Source organism: Streptomyces sp. NPDC087906 (assembly GCF_055584925.1).
Window position 1 is genome coordinate 181,016 of record NZ_JBVJLC010000014.1, and the last position, 17,951, is coordinate 198,966.

General features: G+C 73.0%; 17 protein-coding genes. 2 read left to right on the plus strand and 15 right to left on the minus strand.

Annotated elements, in window-relative coordinates; genetic code table 11:
- Window positions 1-324 precede the first annotated feature (324 nt).
- Window positions 325-1,152: a VIT1/CCC1 transporter family protein gene (locus tag ACZ63I_RS31110; protein ID WP_469342600.1), complete on the minus strand. Its 828-nt coding sequence runs from the start codon at window positions 1,150-1,152 to the stop codon at window positions 325-327.
- Window positions 1,153-1,305: 153 nt separating this feature from the next.
- On the opposite strand from ACZ63I_RS31110, the gene ACZ63I_RS31115 reads away from it, so the two are divergent.
- The gene (locus ACZ63I_RS31115) at window positions 1,306-2,505 is read left to right on the plus strand and encodes an ADP-ribosylglycohydrolase family protein (RefSeq protein ID WP_469342601.1); all 1,200 of its coding nucleotides are present in this window, start codon (window positions 1,306-1,308) and stop codon (window positions 2,503-2,505) included.
- 70 nt (window positions 2,506-2,575) lie between these two features.
- On the opposite strand, the gene lgt is transcribed toward ACZ63I_RS31115, so the two are convergent.
- The 11 genes from lgt to hisI form a co-directional block, all read right to left on the minus strand.
- Entirely contained in the window at window positions 2,576-3,568 is a 993-nt protein-coding gene (gene lgt, locus ACZ63I_RS31120; RefSeq protein ID WP_469342603.1) for a prolipoprotein diacylglyceryl transferase, read from the minus strand.
- Window positions 3,569-3,638: 70 nt separating this feature from the next.
- On the minus strand, window positions 3,639-4,472 hold the full coding sequence (locus ACZ63I_RS31125) for a DsbA family protein (protein ID WP_469342604.1): 834 nt from the start codon (window positions 4,470-4,472) through the stop codon (window positions 3,639-3,641).
- A 76-nt stretch (window positions 4,473-4,548) separates the two neighbouring features.
- Window positions 4,549-5,361 (minus strand): tryptophan synthase subunit alpha, encoded by an 813-nt coding sequence (gene trpA, locus ACZ63I_RS31130; RefSeq protein ID WP_469342606.1) that lies wholly within the window; start codon window positions 5,359-5,361, stop codon window positions 4,549-4,551.
- Window positions 5,358-6,593 carry a tryptophan synthase subunit beta gene (gene trpB, locus ACZ63I_RS31135; protein ID WP_469342608.1) on the minus strand — a complete coding sequence of 412 codons (1,236 nt, stop codon included), beginning with the start codon at window positions 6,591-6,593 and terminating at the stop codon, window positions 5,358-5,360. Before trpB ends, trpA begins: the two co-directional genes overlap by 4 nt.
- A gap of 96 nt (window positions 6,594-6,689) precedes the next feature.
- Window positions 6,690-6,875: a tryptophan biosynthesis modulator TrpM gene (trpM, locus tag ACZ63I_RS31140; RefSeq protein ID WP_469342609.1), complete on the minus strand. Its 186-nt coding sequence runs from the start codon at window positions 6,873-6,875 to the stop codon at window positions 6,690-6,692.
- Between the two features lie 5 nt (window positions 6,876-6,880).
- On the minus strand, window positions 6,881-7,690 hold the full coding sequence (gene trpC, locus ACZ63I_RS31145; protein WP_469342611.1) for an indole-3-glycerol phosphate synthase TrpC: 810 nt from the start codon (window positions 7,688-7,690) through the stop codon (window positions 6,881-6,883).
- A 142-nt stretch (window positions 7,691-7,832) separates the two neighbouring features.
- Window positions 7,833-8,267, minus strand: coding sequence for a DUF2752 domain-containing protein (locus ACZ63I_RS31150; protein ID WP_469342612.1), 435 nt, complete (start codon window positions 8,265-8,267; stop codon window positions 7,833-7,835).
- Window positions 8,268-8,389: 122 nt separating this feature from the next.
- Window positions 8,390-8,644 (minus strand): HGxxPAAW family protein, encoded by a 255-nt coding sequence (locus tag ACZ63I_RS31155; protein WP_469342613.1) that lies wholly within the window; start codon window positions 8,642-8,644, stop codon window positions 8,390-8,392.
- Window positions 8,645-8,758: 114 nt separating this feature from the next.
- Window positions 8,759-9,442 carry a TIGR02234 family membrane protein gene (locus tag ACZ63I_RS31160; RefSeq protein WP_469342615.1) on the minus strand — a complete coding sequence of 228 codons (684 nt, stop codon included), beginning with the start codon at window positions 9,440-9,442 and terminating at the stop codon, window positions 8,759-8,761.
- A gap of 6 nt (window positions 9,443-9,448) precedes the next feature.
- Window positions 9,449-10,972 carry an anthranilate synthase component I gene (locus ACZ63I_RS31165; RefSeq protein WP_469342616.1) on the minus strand — a complete coding sequence of 508 codons (1,524 nt, stop codon included), beginning with the start codon at window positions 10,970-10,972 and terminating at the stop codon, window positions 9,449-9,451.
- 61 nt (window positions 10,973-11,033) lie between these two features.
- Complete coding sequence (gene hisI / locus ACZ63I_RS31170) at window positions 11,034-11,411, minus strand: phosphoribosyl-AMP cyclohydrolase (RefSeq protein ID WP_469342617.1); 378 nt, start codon at window positions 11,409-11,411, stop codon at window positions 11,034-11,036.
- A gap of 84 nt (window positions 11,412-11,495) precedes the next feature.
- Between hisI and ACZ63I_RS31175 the strand changes: the two genes are divergently transcribed.
- Window positions 11,496-12,128 (plus strand): TIGR03085 family metal-binding protein, encoded by a 633-nt coding sequence (locus ACZ63I_RS31175; RefSeq protein ID WP_469342618.1) that lies wholly within the window; start codon window positions 11,496-11,498, stop codon window positions 12,126-12,128.
- Window positions 12,129-12,170: 42 nt separating this feature from the next.
- Here the strand turns inward: ACZ63I_RS31175 and ACZ63I_RS31180 are convergent, their stop codons facing one another.
- The 3 genes from ACZ63I_RS31180 to bdeA all read right to left on the minus strand — a co-directional run bounded on the left by ACZ63I_RS31180 (window position 12,171) and on the right by bdeA (window position 17,603).
- Entirely contained in the window at window positions 12,171-13,451 is a 1,281-nt protein-coding gene (locus ACZ63I_RS31180; RefSeq protein ID WP_469342619.1) for a PucR family transcriptional regulator, read from the minus strand.
- A gap of 411 nt (window positions 13,452-13,862) precedes the next feature.
- Window positions 13,863-16,604 (minus strand): helix-turn-helix transcriptional regulator, encoded by a 2,742-nt coding sequence (locus ACZ63I_RS31185; RefSeq protein WP_469342621.1) that lies wholly within the window; start codon window positions 16,602-16,604, stop codon window positions 13,863-13,865.
- Window positions 16,605-16,700: 96 nt separating this feature from the next.
- Window positions 16,701-17,603 carry a bis(hydroxyethyl) terephthalate hydrolase gene (gene bdeA / locus ACZ63I_RS31190; protein ID WP_469342622.1) on the minus strand — a complete coding sequence of 301 codons (903 nt, stop codon included), beginning with the start codon at window positions 17,601-17,603 and terminating at the stop codon, window positions 16,701-16,703.
- Window positions 17,604-17,951 lie beyond the last annotated feature (348 nt).

Here is a 17,951-nt window from a genome sequence, read left to right on the forward strand (position 1 = left end):
ACGACGTTGGCCCTCCAAGAAATTTCGAGCAGGTTACATGATGGGACACTTCTCAGGAAGCGGATAAGTCATTCCAACATGCGGACACCGCATCGCGGTGGAGGTGGCTCAAAGTCTGGACAGATCGTCGTCCGCCCGGGCGCGGGCCTCGTTGCCCGTAGCGCCTACGGGTCATGCCCGGTCATCGCGGAGTCGAAACCGCCGTGTAACAGGTCTGTCGGAGGCGCCTGCCATAGTGTCCCACCCGCACGCCCCGATCGCGCAGGGGCGTGCGTCACAGCAGGTCATCGCGGTGTGCCCGGACGCGGCGCCGGCGCAGGCGGATCACAGCGCGGCGCCGAACACCGCCCCGAGCCCGTAGGTCAGCGCGGCGGCGGCCCCGCCAAGCAGAAGCTGCCGCAGCCCGCTGTACCACCAACTGCGTGCCGTAACGCGTGCCACCAGGGCCCCGCAGCCGAAGAGCCCGAACAGGGCCAGCAGCAGGGCGGGCCACAGCGCGGTCGCGCCCAGCAGATACGGCAGGACGGGCAGCAGGGCGCCCAGCGCGAACGAACCGAACGACGACACGGCGGCGACGGTCGGTGACGGCAGGTCGTCGGGGTCGACACCCAGCTCCTCGCGGGCGTGGATCTCCAGGGCCTGCTCGGGGTCGGCGGAGAGCTGCTCGGCCACCCGCAGGGCCAGCTCGGGCTCCACACCGCGCGACTCGTAGAGCGCCGCCAGCTCGGCCAGCTCGTCGTCGGGGTTCCTGCGCAGTTCCGTGCGCTCCACCTCCAGCTCCGCCTGGACCAGCTCGCGCTGCGACGCCACCGAGGTGTACTCCCCCGCCGCCATCGAGAAGGCGCCTGCGGCGAGCCCGGCGAGGCCGGTGATCACGAGGGTGTGCCGGGAGACGTCACCGCCCGCGACGCCGGTCATCAGGGCCAGGTTGGAGACGAGCCCGTCCATGGCGCCGAACACGGCGGGGCGCAGCCAGCCGCCGGTCACGTCGCGGTGGGTGTGCTGGTCGTGGTGGGCCGGCTGCGGCGGCGCCTCCTGCGCTGTCCCGTGCGGCGCCGCTGTCTCGTGCGGCGCCGCTGTCTCGTGCGGCGTCGCTGTCTCGTGCGGCGTCGCTGTCTCGTGCGGCGTCGCTTCCGATTCGGTGACGGTCATGGTTCTGCTCCCCTGCGGCGACGTACCAGCTTCCGTGACGTACTCAGCACGGTCGAAAGTACGCACGAAAAAGCGTCTCTGCCAGCAAGGAAAGCCTGCCTTACCAGCGCGTTCCGGCCCTCGCGACCACCCGCCCAGGTGGACAATTCGGGCATGATCACGCACCCGCCCTCCCCGGAGCCCACGCTCTCTCCCGGGCCCACGCTCTCTCCCGGGCCCGCGCTCGACGACCGGATCGCCGGCTGCCTGATCGGCGCCGCCGTCGGTGACGCGCTCGGCGGTCCCGTCGAGGGCCGCACCCCCGAGCAGATCACCGAGCGCCACGGCGGCCCGGTCACCGGCATCGTCGGACCGTGGGACGACGACTGGCGCACGGCCAGGCCCATCGCGCCGTACCACAAGGGCGACGGGCACGTCACGGACGACACCCTGATGACGCACGCGCTGGTCCGGGTGTACGAGACGGTACGGGGCCACCTCGACGCGTACGCGGTCGCCGACCACCTCGTACCCGAGCTGATGACCACGCCGCGCTGGATCCCGGAGCTGGAGGCCGAGGCGCTGCCGCTCCAGCGGATCTTCCTCGCCGAGAAGTGGATCGTGGCCCGGCTGCACTACGGCCATGTCGACCCGCGCGAGGCGGGCACCGGCAACATCGTCAACTGCGGCGCGGCCATGTACATGGCGCCCGTCGGGCTGGTCAACGCCGCGCATCCGCGGGCCGCGTACGCGGAGGCGCTGGAGGTGGCGGCCCCGCACCAGTCGTCGTACGGACGGGAGGCGGCCGGGGTCTTCGCCGCGGCCGTCGCCGCCGCGTGCCTGCCGGGCGCGACCCCCGCCTCGGTCGTCGAGACCTGTCTGGCGCTCGCCAAGGACGGCACCCGCGCCGCGATCGAGGCGGTGTGCGACGTGGCGGCCAGGCACCGGGACGCCGAGTCGGCCGTGCGCGGGCTGCGCGCCGCTGTCGCCCCGTTCGACACGGTGGGCCCCGACTACCGCGCGCCGTCGCTCGGCGCCCGGCGGCCCTCCCGGCTGCACGCGATCGAGGAGCTGCCGGTGGCGCTCGGGATGCTGCTGATCGGCGCGGGCGACTACCGCCGTACGGTCCTCGGCTCGGTCAACTACGGCAGGGACTGCGACTCCATCGCCACGATGAGCGGGGCGCTCGCCGGGGCGCTGGGCGGCGAGGCGGCCGTCCCCGCCGACTGGGCGAAGCGGGTGGGCGAGGCGAGCCGGCTCGATCTGCGCGGCCCGGCACTGGCGCTGGCGGAGGTGGCGCGTGAGGTCTTCGTACAGGACACGGCGCGCCGCCGCGCGCACGAGACGGCCTTCGCCGCCCTGACGCGGGGGTGAGAGACGCCGGGGCCGCCGGACCTGGATCAGGTCGGCGGCCCCGGCGGCGCTGCGGGAACGTGCGGTGCGCTCAGCCGGTCAGATCCTTCTTGAGCGTGGTGGTGCCGGCCGACTCGGCCTTGCCGTCGTGGCTCTCGCCGCTCTCGTCGGCCTTCGGATCAGCGTCCTCGGGCTCGCCGGCCTTCGGCTCCGCGTCCTTGAGACCGTCGTCCTTCGGATCGTCGTCCCCTGCGGGCGCCACGGCTTCCGCCGCGGCCGGTTCCACGACCTCTTCGCGTCCCGGGCGGATCTTCGAGGAGACCACGATGTAGACGACCGCCAGCACGAAGATGATCCCGGCCGTCCAGTCGTTCAGCCGGATACCGAGGATGTGGTGGGCGTCGTCCACGCGCATGTACTCGATCCAGGCCCTGCCCACGCAGTACGAGGCGACGTACAGCGCGAAGGCCCTGCCGTGGCCGAGCTTGAACCTGCGGTCGGCCCAGATGACGAGCAGCGCGACGAGCACGCACCACAGCGACTCGTACAGGAAGGTCGGGTGGTAGAGCCCGGCTTCCCTGTTCGGGCCGGCGCTGATCTTCAGCGCCCAGGGCAGATCGGTCTTCTTGCCGTACAGCTCCTGGTTGAACCAGTTGCCCCAGCGGCCGATGGCCTGTGCGAAGGCGATGGCGGGTGCCAGCGCGTCGGCCCAGGCCGGCAGCGGGATGCCCCGCCTGCGGCAGCCGATCCACGCGCCGACGGCGCCGAAGGCGATCGCTCCCCAGATGCCCAGGCCGCCCTGCCAGATCTTGAAGGCGTCGACCCAGTCCTCACCGCTCTTGAAGTACAGCTCGTAGTCGGTGATGACGTGGTAGAGCCGGCCGCCGACCAGGCCGAAGGGCACCGCCCAGACGGCGATGTCGGCGACCGTGCCGGCTTTGCCTCCCCGGGCGATCCAGCGCTTGCCGCCGTACCAGACGGCGACGAAGACCCCGATGATGATGGAGAACGCATAGCCGCGCAGCGGAAGTGGTCCGAGATGGATCACTCCGGTCGACGGGCTGGGAATGTAGGCAAGTTCCATGGCAGAACCGACGCTACCGTGCCGGGCGGGAGGTGCGGCAACCCGCCCGGCAACGTCTGGATAACGAGCGTCAGCTCGCGGACGGGCTCGCGGCCTCGCCGGCGCCCGGCTTCTTGCCCTTGTTGGCCTCGGCGACCCACTTCTTCAAATTGGCCGGGCTGATGTTCTCACTGCCCTTTTTCGGGAACACCGGCGTGCCGTTCAGCAGGACCGTCGGGGTGCCGGCGAAGCCGCCGGTGCGGAAGGCGTCGGCCGAGGCGCGCACCCACGAGTCGTGCTTCCCGTTCTTCACGCAGGAGTCGAACGCGGGCGTCCGCAGCCCCGGGACCTTGGCCGCGAGGTCCAGCAGCTTGCTGTTCTTGCCGAACGCGTCGTCGGTCTCCTGCGGCTGGTTCGAGTACAGCGTGTCGTGGTACTTGGCGAACTTTCCCTCGTCCTGGGCGCAGGCCGCCGCGTTCGCGGCGCGCAGCGAGCCCGTACCGCCCATGTTGCCGTCGATGATCGTCGCGAGGTGGTACTCGATCTTGAGCTGCCCCGAGCGCTCCAGGTCGTGGAACGTGCTGCGGAACACATTCTCGAACTGGCCGCAGATCGGGCAGCGGAAGTCCTCCCACACGGTGAGCGTGGACGGTGCCTTCGCCGAGCCCACCTGGATCGCGAGGTCGTCCTTGCCCCGGGCGCCCGACGGGGCGACCGCCGGACCCGCGCCGGCCGCGCCGGTCGTCTTGTCCTTGCCGATGTTGGCGGCGACCACCCCCACGGCGGCCGTCGCGCCCAGGACGCCGACGACCGTCGCAGCGACGATCAGGCCGCGCTTGCGCTTCTCCCGCGCCTTGTGCGTTTCACGTTCCCGCCGGAGCCGCTCTCTCGCGCTCCTCGTTGCCTCTCGGTTCTTCTCGCTCACGCCCACAGCAACGAACCGGGGAGGCGCGTACGCACCTCCCCGGTCCCAGGTCCACCCGTACGGATGACGCCTGCCGTCAGTGCTTGCGAACGCCTTCCGCCAACTCGGCGGCGAGCGCCCGGACGGCGGCAAGACCGGCTTCCTCGTCGGCGGCGTCCAGCATCCGCTTGACGAAGGCCGAGCCGACGATGACCCCGTCGGCGAATCCGGCGACCTCGGCGGCCTGCGCCGCGTCGGAGACGCCGAGCCCTACGCAGACCGGCAGACCGGTGGTGGCGCGGGTGCGCCGCACCAGGTCCTGGGCCTGCGCGCCGACCGACGCACGGGTGCCGGTGACCCCCATCAGGGAGGCGGCGTAGACGAATCCGCTGCCCACCGCCGTGATCTTCGCGAGGCGTTCGTCGCGGCTGCTGGGGGCGACCACGAAGACCGTGGCGAGCCCCTGCTTCTCCGCGTGCTGCCGCCACAGCTCCGACTCCTGCACGGGCAGGTCGGGCAGGATGCACCCGGCGCCGCCCGCCTCGGCCAGCTCGGCGGTGAACCGCTCGACGCCGTAGCGGTCGACGGGGTTCCAGTACGTCATCACCAGCACCGGCTTGCCGGTGGCCTCGTGCGCCTCACGGACCGTGCGCATCACATCGGCGATCCTGACGCCGCCGCGCAGCGCGATGTCGTCGGCGGTCTGGATGACCGGGCCGTCGAGCACCGGGTCGCTGTGCGGCAGCCCGACCTCGACCACGTCGGCGCCGCCGTCGAAGACGGCCTTGACCGCGGCGATCCCGCCGTCCACGGTCGGGAACCCGGCCGGCAGATAGGCGATCAGCGCGGCGCGGCCCTCCGCCTTGGCGGCGGCGAGCGTGTCGCCGAGCAGTTGGATGTTGCCGCTCACTTCGTGCCCTCCCCGTCGTACAGCCCGAAGTAGCGGGCGGCGGTGTCCATGTCCTTGTCGCCGCGCCCCGAGAGGTTGACGACGATCACCCCGTCGGGGCCGAGTTCCCGGCCGACCTCGATGGCGCCGGCCAGCGCGTGCGCGCTCTCGATGGCGGGGATGATGCCCTCGGTGCGCGACAGCAGCCGCAGCGACTGCATCGCCGCGTCGTCGGTGACCGCGCGGTACTCGCCGCGTCCGCTGTCCTTGAGGTAGGCGTGCTCGGGGCCGATGCCCGGGTAGTCGAGCCCGGCCGAGATCGAGTACGGCTCGGTGATCTGGCCTTCGTCGTTCTGGAGCACGTAGGACCGCGACCCGTGCAGGATGCCGGGCTCGCCCGCGGTGAGGGTGGCGGCGTGCTCGCCGCTGTCGATGCCGTGTCCGGCCGGCTCGCAGCCGATCAGCCGCACCTCGGCGTCGGGGATGAACGCGTGGAAGAGACCGATCGCGTTGGAGCCGCCGCCGACGCAGGCGACGGCGGCGTCGGGCAGCCGTCCCACGCGCTCCAGGATCTGCCGCCTGGCCTCGACGCCGATCACCCGGTGGAAGTCGCGGACCATGGCGGGGAAGGGGTGCGGTCCCGCGACCGTGCCGAACAGGTAGTGCGTGCGGTCGACGTTGGCGACCCAGTCGCGGAACGCCTCGTTGATGGCGTCCTTCAGGGTGCGGCTGCCGGACTTCACCGCGATGACCTCGGCGCCGAGCATCCGCATGCGGGCGACGTTGAGCGCCTGGCGCTCGGTGTCGATCTCGCCCATGTAGATGGTGCATTCGAGGCCGAACAGCGCGCAGGCGGTGGCGGTCGCCACGCCGTGCTGGCCGGCGCCCGTCTCGGCGATGACCCGGGTCTTGCCCATGCGCCGGGTGAGCAGCGCCTGGCCGAGCACATTGTTGATCTTGTGCGAGCCGGTGTGGTTGAGGTCCTCGCGCTTGAGGAACACCCGGGCGCCGCCCGCGTGTTCGGCGAACCTCGGCACCTCGGTCAACGAGCTGGGCCGGCCGGTGTAGTTGACCATCAGCTCGTCGAGTTCGGCGGCGAAGGCCGGATCGCCCTTGGCCTTCTCGTACTCGACGGCGACCTCGTCGACGGCGGCGACGAGTGCCTCGGGGATGAACTTGCCGCCGAAGGCACCGAAGTACCCGTCGACGCTGGGGATCTGACCCGCCGGGTCAGGAATGAAGAATTCGGACACGGAAGAACGACTCCTCGGGGAAGCTGCGGACACGGAGCACCGTATGCGCCGTCGCCGAGCTGTCCCGCACGCGTGTGCGCGGGGAGCGGCCCGGACTCAGAGCGCCGTGGCGCGCCGCCATCGCATCCCGTTGACCTGTCCCGGCTCGTCACCGATCACGTACCGCACCCGCCTGCCGTGCACCCGGCGGGCTGGCGCCCGGCAGCCGCGCGGCCGGCACCCGCGCGCCAGCGGCGCGTACCCGGCGAGGGGCAGCGCGCTGACGACGAGGGCGGTGGACATGGAGGTCAGTCCCTCCCGTGCCGCAGCGCCGGGTGGGCGCCGGCGGCGACGAGATCGGCGACGGCCGACTTCGGGTCGCGCCCGGTGACCAGCGACTCGCCGACGAGCACGGCGTCGGCGCCGGCGTTCGCGTAGGCGATCAGGTCGTGCGGGCCGCGCACCCCCGACTCGGCGATCTTCACGATATGGGCGGGGATCTCGGGGGCGACCCGCTCGAACGTGCCGCGGTCGACCTTCAGGGTCTTCAGATCGCGGGCGTTGACGCCGATGATCTTCGCGCCCGCGTCCACGGCGCGCTCGACCTCGTCCTCGTCGTGCACCTCGACCAGCGGGGTGAGTCCGATCGACTCGGCCCGCTCGATCAGGGAGACCAGCGCGGCCTGCTCCAGCGCCGAGACGATCAGCAGCACCAGGTCGGCGCCGTACGCGCGGGCCTCCCAGAGCTGGTACGACGTGACGACGAAGTCCTTGCGCAGGACCGGGATGTCGACCTTGGCGCGGACGGCCTCAAGGTCGGCCAGCGAGCCGCCGAAGCGCCGCTGCTCGGTCAGTACGGAGATGACGGCGGCGCCGCCCGCCTCGTAGTCGGCGGCGAGCCCCGCGGGGTCGGCGATGGCGGCGAGCGCGCCCTTCGACGGGCTGGAGCGCTTCACCTCGCAGATGACCTTGACGCTGTCGCCGCGCAGCGCCGCGACACCGTCCTTGGCGTCGGGTGCCTTGGCCGCGCGCTTCTTCAGCTCGTCGAGCCCGACACGCGCCTGCCGCTCCGCGAGGTCGGCGCGTACGCCGTCGATGATCTCGTCGAGCACACTCACGCGAGCGGCCCCCTTCCGGGAGGGTGGTGTCGGATGCGATCAGGTCCAGCCATATCGATGCTAGCGGGAAGAGGGCGAAGGACTCGCATCCGGTGCGGGCGCCCCGCCGGGAGCTGGGCTGTTACCGGGCGGGAGCGGGACGTCATGGGGCGAGGGCCGAGCCGAAGGGGAGGTTCCGCAGCAGGGTGAAGACGAGGATCACCGCGCCGAGCGACCACCACACGCCGGTGGGCAGCACCAGCCGGACCGGCCGCGCCTTCCTGGCGCGTACCAGCCAGACCACCCACACGGCGGCGAAGACCGCATAGCCGACGACGGCGAGCGCGTTGTCGCCGAACGCCGTGGCCAGATCGCCGTGGATGAAGGCGTGGGCACTGCGCAGCCCGCCGCACCCCGGGCAGTACAGGCCGGTGACGGCGTACATCGGGCAGAGCGGGTAGTGGCCGGTCTCGTTCGGGTCGACCAGGCCGACGTAGGTGAAGGCGGCGGCGATCCCGGCGAAGGTCGCGAGCGGCGGCAGCAGCCGGCGCGCGAGCGGCGCGGGCGCGGCGGCCGACGGCGCTGGGGTTGGGAGCATGGCGTCCACCCGGTGATTGTGCCTGCTGACGTACGAAGGCGCAGCCCGGCCCGGCGGACTACGCCGGGGGCCGGACCGCGCCCAGGGCCGAACGGGGGCTCGGCCGAAACGGTTTCGGGAGGTCAGACGGACTGCGTCTGCGCCCGTCCCGCCTTCTCCCTGGCCTCGGCCATTTCCGTGGACTCCTTGGGCACGCCCAGGCCGGCGATCCTCATGGCGAGTCCCACGAGGCCGCCGAGGAGGACGACACCGATACCGACCCAGAATCCGAGGCTGTTGTCGGCGACCATGAAGACCCCGCCGACGCAGAAGCCGATGAAGGCGATGATGACGCCGGTCCAGGCCGCCAGGCTGTGTCCGTGGCTGCTGCCCGCCATGAAGTGCTCCTCGTCGCTGATGCGCTGTACAGGTCTGACGCTCTCAGAACATTGTCCCGCACGCACCACGTGCGCCGGTCCCGGGGGTGGTCACGACGGGTCAGCCACGGGGCGTCAGGTCAGGGTGGTGGGGTCCTCGCCGCGGTCGATCGCCTTCCACAGGTCCTCCGGGCGGTCGGGGTCGACGACCGGGGCGCGCCGCGCGGTGCGCCGCAGACCGCCGGAGGCTCCGGGGCCCGCGGCCGCGTCGCGCTCGTAACGTCCGGACATCGCGGGCCAGTTCTTGCCGTAGCGCAGGGCGAGCAGCCCGGCGAGCAGGATCAGCACACTGGCCGCCGCTGTCACGTACGGCCAGGCGGTGTGGCTCAGCGCGCTGACGGTGGCGGCGGTGTCGCCGGTGGTCTCGGCGGCCTGGCTGTCGAGGGCGGAGTGCCCTGATGCGCCGAGGAACGCGGCGGTCGCCGCGCCGGCGCCGCTGAGCGCGAGCAGCAGCGAGACCAGCAGCCGGCCCGCCCTGCGGACGGCGAAGACGGCGACCAGCGCGGCGAGACCGACGACGGCGAGGGCGGCGGGCACTCCGGTGACGTCACGGCCGTCGGCGCTCAGGAACACGGATCCGCCGCCGACGAACGCCTTGCCCTCGGCCCAGGTCTGGCCGGAGGCGATCAGCACGACGGCCGCGCCGACGGCGCCGAGGAGCAGGGCAGCGGCGAGGCTGCGGCGGCTGCTCGGGGCGTCCGAGGCGGCGGCGGCAGCCGCTCGTGGCTGGGGTATGGGTACGGCACTCACGCACCCCACTATCCCCTACGGCGCCACCCGGTGTTCAGCCGGTGGCGTTAGCCTGTTCGCCGTGTGGACGGCGCGCAGCACGGCGGCGGCCTTGTTGCGGCATTCGGTGTCCTCGGAAACCGGGTCGGAGTCGGCGACGACGCCCGCTCCCGCCTGGACGTACGCGGTGCCGTCGCGCAGCAGGGCCGTACGGATGGCGATGGCCGTGTCCGAGTCGCCGGCGAAGTCGAGATAGCCGACGCACCCGCCGTACACGCCGCGCCGCGTCGGCTCCAGCTCGTCGATGATCTGCAGGGCGCGCGGCTTGGGAGCACCCGAAAGAGTGCCTGCCGGGAAGCAGGCGGTGAGGACGTCGAAGGCGCTGCGGCCTTCGGCGACCTGTCCGGTGACGGTGGAGACGATGTGCATGACGTGCGAGTAGCGCTCGACGGACATGAAGTCGACGACCTCGACGCTGCCGGGCCGGCAGACCCGCCCCAGGTCGTTGCGGCCGAGATCGACCAGCATCAGGTGCTCGGCGCGCTCCTTGGGGTCGGCGAGGAGTTCGTCGGCGAGCGCCTGGTCCTCCTGCGGGGTCGCGCCGCGCGGCCTGGTGCCCGCGATGGGGTGCACCATCGCGTGCCCGTCCTCGACCTTGACCAGGGCCTCGGGGCTGGACCCGACGACGTCGAAGGGCGCGCCGTCGGCGCCGGTGAACCGGAAGAGGTACATGTACGGGCTGGGGTTGGTGGCCCGCAGCACCCGGTACACGTCGAGCGCGCTGGCCGTGCAGTCGGTCTCGAAACGCTGCGAGGGCACGACCTGGAACGCCTCGCCCGCCCTGATCCGCTCCTTGATGTCCTCGACCACGGCCTGGAAGTCGGCGCCGCCCCAGCGGGCGGTGTAGTCGGGCAGTTCCGACGCGGGCAGCGCGGTGGGCGCGGAGTCGACGGGCCTGGCGAGGTCGGCGGCCATCGCGTCGAGCCGGGCGACGGCGTCGGCGTACGCCTCGTCCACGCCGGTCTCCAGGTCGTTGTGGTTGATCGCGTTGGCGATCAGCAGGACCGTGTTGTCCCAGTGGTCCAGGACGGCGAGGTCGGAGGTGAGCAGCATGGTCAGCTCGGGCAGCCGCAGGTCGTCGCGCGCGTGGTCGCCGATCTTCTCCAGCCTGCGGACGATGTCGAAGCCGAGGTAGCCGACCATGCCGCCGGTGAAGGGCGGCATGCCGTCGGCGAGGTCGCGCGGGGTGTGCAGCGCCTCGACCGTGGCGCGCAGGGCCGCCAGCGGGTCGCCGTCGACGGGGACGCCGACGGGCGGGGTGCCGAGCCAGTGCGTGGCGCCGCCGCGCTCGGTGAGCGTGGCGGACGACCGTACGCCGACGAAGGAGTACCGGGACCAGGAGCGGCCGTTCTCCGCCGACTCCAGCAGGAACGTGCCGGGGCGCTCGGCCGCCAGCTTGCGGTACAGGCCGACCGGGGTGTCGCCGTCCGCGAGGAGACGCCGGCTGACGGGGATGACGCGGCGGTCGGCCGCCAGCTTGCGGAAGGTCTCAAGATCCATGGCCGCAGACCCTACTCGTTGCCCGTCACCCGGCACCCTGTTACCCGTCACCCGGCACTCGTTACCCGTCGCCCAGCAGGATCCCGGCGTCGAAGCACGTCCGGTCCCCGGTGTGGCAGGCGGCTCCGACCTGGTCGACCTTGACGAGGACGGTGTCGGCGTCGCAGTCCAGGGCCACCGACTTGACGAGCTGGACATGGCCGGACGTGTCGCCCTTGACCCAGTACTCGCGCCGGCTGCGCGACCAGTAGGTGCACCGCCCGGTGGTCAGGGTGCGGTGCAGCGCCTCGTCGTCCATCCACCCGAGCATCAGCACCTCGCCCGTGTCGTACTGCTGCGCGATGGCCGGAATCAGCCCCTCGGGGCTGCGCTTGAGCCGGTCGGCGATGGCGGGGTCGAGACCGCCGCTCGGTCCTGGTGCCGCGGTCGTGCTGGTCATACCGCCATTGTGCCGCGCCTGCCCGGCGGCACGGGCCCCGTGTCCACTGGGCGGACGGGCGGCCCCGGCCGTACGCTTGCGTCCATGTCGACCCATGCCAAGCGTGAACGACTTCTGCTCGCCGATCTGTTGGAAGCGGCGGGGCCCGAGGCCCCGACCCTGTGCGAGGGCTGGCTGACGCGGGACCTCGCCGCCCATGTGGTGGTGCGCGAGCGCCGCCCCGACGCGGCCGGCGGGATGCTGATCTCCCGGCTGAAGAACCGCCTGGACCGTGTACAGGGCGAATACCACGAGAAGCCGTACGAGGAGCTGATCCAGCTCATCCGTACGGGCCCGCCGCGGATCTCCCCGTACAACATCAAGCAACTGGACGAGGCGGCCAACACCACCGAGTTCTACATCCACACCGAGGACGTCAGGCGGGCCCAGCCCGACTGGACGCCGCGCGAGCTGGACCGGGTGTTCGCCGACTCGCTGTGGTCGAGGCTGGAGAAGGGCGCCCGCCTGATGGGCCGCAAGTCCCCGGTCGGCCTGGTCCTCCGCCTGTCCGACGGCCGCACGGCGGTGGCCCACCGCGGCACCCCGGTGGTGACGGCCACCGGCGAACCGGGCGAACTGACGCTGTTCCTGTCGGGCCGGCAGTCGGCGGCGGACGTGCAACTGGAGGGCGACAAGGACGCGGTGGCGCGGCTGCTGGAGGCGAAGCTCGGCGTCTGAACAGCCTCTGCGCTGCCCAGGCGTCGCAGAGGCTGTTCGAGGCTAGGTCCGCTCGTCCGGGCGGTGGGGGTGCAGCCGGCCCGCCACCAGGGCCAGGGAGACCTCCACCGCGTCGGTCGGGCGGGCCAGGCTGCGGCCCGTGAGCTGTTCGAAGCGGCGCAGCCGGTTCAGGACGGTGTTGCGGTGGCAGTACAGCCGGGCCGCCGCGCGCCGCGCCGAGCCGTCGGAGTCGAGCCAGGCCGTGAGCGTCTCGATGAGCAGGTCGCGGTCGGCGGGGTCCAGCCGGTCCAGCGGGCCGAGCACCCGTCCGGCCAGGGCCGCGCCCAGGTCGGGCGACGAGGCGACGAGCGCCGCCGGCAGATGGTCGTCGAGGAGTGCGACGCCGCCGGCGCGCGGACAGGTGCGCAGCGCGATGTCGGCGAGCCTGCGGGCCTCGCCGACGGCGGCGATCCCGGTGACGGCCGAGCTGACACCGACGCGTACTCCCGGCGGCGGGTCGAGGCCCGCCAGCACCGAGGCGATCCCTTCGGTGCCGGTGAGCGGCAGGATCGCGTGGTGGGCGTCGGCGGACGCGTGCCAGATGGCGCGGGTGCCCGGCCGCAGGGGCAGCGGCGGTGCGTCGCCCTGCGGGGTGACGCGTACGCCGGCCACGGCGAGGACGGCGTAGCTGCCGTCGGCCGGCAGATCCAGCATGGCGGCGGCGTCCGGCAGGTCACTGACCCGCGCCGATCCTTCGAGCAGCGCCGCCGTCATCAGCCGGAGCCGGTTCTCCCGGCGCCAGGCCATCCGGCGCTCGGTCTGCCGGTAGGCGTCGGCGACCAGGCCGCAGTGCTCGTCGACGAAGTTCCAGACGTCGGCGGCGACATGGATGAGCAGCCGGATGTCGTCGGCGTGCCGGCGCGCCGTCTCGTCGATGAGCCCCTGCCACACCATGGCGCCGCCGAGCCGGAAGGCGTGCAGGACGGCGTCGAGCGGCAGCCCCTGCTCGGCGCGGGTGGCGCCGATACGCCAGGAGGTGCGGCGCGCTGCGTCCCTGGCCTCCCGCGGCCTGATCAGCGACCCGATGTTGTGCCGCAGCGAGCGGTGCACCTCCTGCCATATCTCCGAGGCGTCGGCGTCGATCGCGGAGCGGTAGGCGGGCTCCTGCGCCCGCAGGGTGGCGACCAGCCGGTCGGTCAGACCGGCCAGATCGTCCAGCAGCACCCGGGCGGCCCGGTGCAGCACGGCGACGGCCTCCGCGTCGACCAGCGAGCGGACGGGGGTCGTGGTACGGACCGGGAGCAGCGCGATCGGCGTCTGCTGCGTGCGGATGACATGCGGCATTGCGGCCTCCACCGGTATCGGTCGCCTGACGCCCGCAGAATGACATACCGGCCGGTCGGTACCAAGGCCCTTACCCGGCCGATCTTCGCGAACTCCGTCCGCGAGGCGTGACGTTCAGGGCCGGGGAGCGCCCGACCGGCGCGACTGCCCTGGGGTGACGCACCGTTTGCGCGGCGACCGATGCGCACCGCGAGCGCGGGCCGCGCCGGAAGTCACCGGCCGACCCGCGACCGGTCACGGACCCGAAGTGCCCGCAACTCGTCGTCCGCCCGCGGCGCATGGCCCAGCGTGACCACCGCACACCGCCGGCCGGCCAGGCGGGGCTCACACGGCGGCAGCACGGCCCTGCGAGCGCCCAGCCGCCGCGCGACCTGCGCGAGCGCGCGACGGACGAGAACTCGCGGACGGCGGCTAGAGGTTCGCCGGGTTTTGCTTTTCGCGGTCCAGCAGGCGGGCCAGTTCCGTGCGGGAGCGGACTCCTAGTGCGGCGAAGACGTTGCGCAGGTGGTGGTCGACCGTGCGGGTGCTCAGGGAGAGTCTGAGGGCCACCTCCCTGTTGGTCGCGCCCTCCGCCACGCAGCGGGCGATGCGCTGCTGCTGCGGGGTGAGGAGCAGCAGGTCCGGCAGGCCGGTGCCCGTGCCCGCCACCGACTCGCCCGCGGCGCGGAGTTCGCCGCGTACTCGGCCCGTCCAGAGCCGGGCGCCGCAGCGTTCGAAGCCGACCAGGGCGTCGCGCAGCGGGGTGCGGGCCTCGCGGGTTCTGCGCTGCCTGCGGAGCCAGTGGCCGTAGAGCAGTTGGGTGCGGGCCCGTTCGAAGTCGCCCGCCGCCCGGTCGTGATGGGCCAGGGCCTCCTCCCAGCGCGCCCCCGCTTCGTCGCCGGACGCCAACAGCGCCCGGCAGCGGGCCAGTTGCGCCGGGGCCTGGGGGTCGGCCGTCCTGCTCGTCCAGAGCGCGAACTCATCGACCGCCCGCTGCGCCTCGCTCCCCCGCCCCGCCAGTACCGCCGCTTCCACGAAGCACGGCACCGCCAGCATCCGCGTGGCGAAGTGGCCGCGCCGGGGGCCGGGGCTGACCAGGGGGAACAGTCGCGCCGCCGCCTCCGCCGAGCGGCCGTCGGCGAGTTCGGCGCGGGCCACCGCCCAGGCCGCGAGGGTCGCCGCCTGGGCCAGGCCGTGCGGCTGCGCCGCGGCTGCCGCCGCTTCCGCGTGCTCGGCGCACAGCTCCGACTCGCCCTCGACGGAGGCCGCCAGGGCCAGTACGGCGTGCAGATGGGACGCCACGTTGCGCTGGCCCGACCGCTCGGCGGCGCACAGCCCCTCGCGGGCGTGGGTGCGGGCCCGTGCGTGCCGTCCGGCCCGCAGTTCGCCGTAGGCGAGGTGTTCCAGCACCTGCGGCAGCAGAACATCAGGACCGTGTGCCCGTACGGCGGCCAGCGCCCGCGCGCCCGCGCGGCACGCGGCCTCCACCTCGCCGAGTACGAGCGCGGAGATCCCGGCCCGCAGCAGCTCCGCCGCGTCCCCGGTGTGGGCCGCCGACTCGAAGCAGGCCCGCAGCAGGGCGTGGCCCTCGCCCGTACGCCCCACCAGCACCGCGTGCATGCCGGCGCAGTACTGCGCGAGCGACGGTTCCGCTCCGTGCGGCCGTACGCGGCTCATCGCGTCCAGATAGGCGGGCGCGTCCCCCATCGCCCAGGCCGCCTCGGCTGCGCCGAGCAGGGCCGAGACCGTACGGGCCGGGTCGCGCGGGGCCAGTAGCGCCGCCGCCGTGAGCAGCGCCTCGCGGGCGTCGGCCGCAGGCCCGTCGTACAGGGCGAGTTGGCCCCGCACGTAGTGCGCCCGCCCCGGCTCGGGCACCGCCCGCACCCGGGCCAGCAGGATCCGGGCGCGGCCCGGTTCCCCGGCCAGCCAGGCGTGTTCGGCGGCGGCGGCGAACCGCGCGCTGCGCAGCGACTCGTCCGTCGACAGCGCCGCCGCCCGGGTGAGGGCCGCGGCGCGGTCGGCATGCGGCCGTGGCGGCACGGCGGCCCTGACCAGCGAATCGGCCAGCGCCGGGTCGTAACCGCTTGCCGCGCAGGCCCGTTGGACCAGCCGGGGCAGCGTGCGGTGCGGTCCGTCGAGCACGGTCGCCAGCAACTGGTGCACGGCACGCCGGTGAGCGACCGATGCGCTGCTCAACACCGCCCGCCGTAACAGCGGATGGCTGAAGCGGACCCGGCCGCCGCCACTGCGCACGGCCCCGGACGTCTCGGCCGGGCCGAGTCTGCCCGGGTCGATCCCGGCCAGTTGCCCGGCCCGCCGCAGCAGGATCGCGTCGGCGCCCGCACCATCCGGCTCATGCTCCTCGGCGGCTGCCGCGAGCAGCAGCAACGTTCGCGTCTCCGCCGGGAGTTCCCGCACCCGGCTGGCGTAAGCACGCATCAGCTCCTCGCCGCCGGACAGCGGCTCGGGCAGGGACTGACGCCCCGTCAACTCGTCCTGGCTGAGCCGCTCGACAAGAGCGGTCAGCAGCCGTGGGTTGCCCGCCCCCTCGCGGCTCAGCTCCTCGACCACCGCGTCGGTCGACCGGCCGTCCGTCAACTGCCCCAGCAGAGACCGGGACGCCGCGTCGTCCAGCGGCCCCAGCCGCAGCGCGGGCAGCCCGGCGAAGGCGGCGGAGCCCGGCTCCTGCTCCGCCGCGGTGAGCAGCACCCCCACCCGGCGGTCCTGCGGCAGCCTGCGGACCGCGAAGGCCAGCGCGTCACGCGACCGCGGGTCCCAGTCGTGCGCGTCGTCCACACAGACCAACAGCGGTCCGCGCGCGCCGAGATCGGTCAGCAGATCGAGCAGCGCCGTCGGCGCGAGCCCGGCGCGCAGCACATCGGGGACCGCCACGGGCCGCCCGTGCGACCGCCCCGAACACAGCAACGCGTGCAGCCCGCTGAACGGCAGCAGCCGCTCGCCGGGCGCCGCCGCCGCGTACAGCACGGGCCCGTCGCCCCACCCGTCCGCCGCGTGCCGCAGCAGCGCGCTGCGCCCGAGGCCGGGCGGCGCCGTCAGCACGAGCGTGGCGCCGTGACCGGCCGTCAGCCGCGCCAGCAGGGTGTCCAGGATGGTGAGTTCACCGCTGCGGCCGTACAGGCGGTGGTCACTACGCACGGTCGTCGATGGGGTCACCTGCGTTACGTTACTGCTGTGTAACGTGGCCCGGAAGCCCCTTGGGCCGCGCCCCCGTGAGGGACGCGGCCCCGCTGTGCAGTGGCACAGCCAACTTCAGGAGGTGTGCGGGCAGTTGCCCCGGTACTCCTCGATCGTCAGGCTCGGCCTGGGCAGCGGGCAGAGGAACTGCTCGTAGCGGGTGTCGTTGTCGACGAACCGCTTCAGCCAGGAGATGCTGTACTTCGCGATGGTCGTGTTGGAGCTGTTCGGCGTGAAGTGCGTGGCGCCGTTCAGTTCCAGGTACGCCTTGTCCAGCGACGAGGGCAGCGAGTTGTAGAACGGCTCGGAGTGCGTGGCGACCGGCGCGACGGTGTCACCGTCCGCGCCGACGATCAGGGTGGGTGTCCGCACCTCGGGCCAGGTCGTGTCGGTGTTCCAGCCGGTCAGCGGAATGGCCGCCTGGAGCGACGTCCGGTCCTTCGCCGCCTCCAGCGTCCCGCCGCCGCCCATGGAGTGCCCCATGACGCCGAGCCGCGACGCGTCGATGCGGGTCCGCACCGACGAACGCTGCGTCAGATAGTCGAGCGCGGCCAGGAGTTGGTCGCCGCGGCTGGCGGGCTGGTCGAGCGTCGTGTTGGTGTCGATCGTGAAGATCACGAAGCCCTGCGAGGCCAGCCGGGGTCCGAGCCAGGAAATGCTGGACTGGGTGGCGGTGAATCCGGGCGAGATGGCCACGGCCCCGAAGGTGCCGTCCGCGGTGGAGGTCGGGTAGTAGATGGTGCCGCCGCCGAAGCCGGTCACGCCCAGCGAGGACACGGAGGTCTGCGACACGGCGTACGAGCCGCGCGACGCCTCGATGCTGGAGGTGGTGGGGGCGGGGCCGCGCTCGTACGGGTTGTCGGCGGCGCCGGCGTTGCCGGCGCCGGGGATGAGCGCGACGACCAGTCCTACGGTCGCCACCGCCCCGGCCCACAGGCTGCGGACGGTACGGGATCTTGGCTGAGAGCGAGGGTGCACGGAGGGGGGTCCTCTCGGTGGTGGCGGCCCCCACCGTTGACCGGAGCGGACCGCCGTTGTCCCTGACGCCCGCCACGATGACGCGGCGGCGAGGCGGGGGCATCGGCAAGTTCACCGGTCGCCGTGTTGTCGCCGTCCGGCGCGGTGTCGCCGTCCGGCGGGGTTCACGTGTCTTGGTTGCGGTTGTCGCCGGGGGCGGTGTCGCCGTCCGGCGGGGTGACCGGTCTTGGTTGCGGTTGTCGCCGGGGGCCGCTCCGGGGTCGTGTCCTGCGCTGCACGATTTACGGCGCGTACTCGTCCCACACAGGCTGCACCCGGACATGCGCCGCAAATCACGCTTTACGCTCC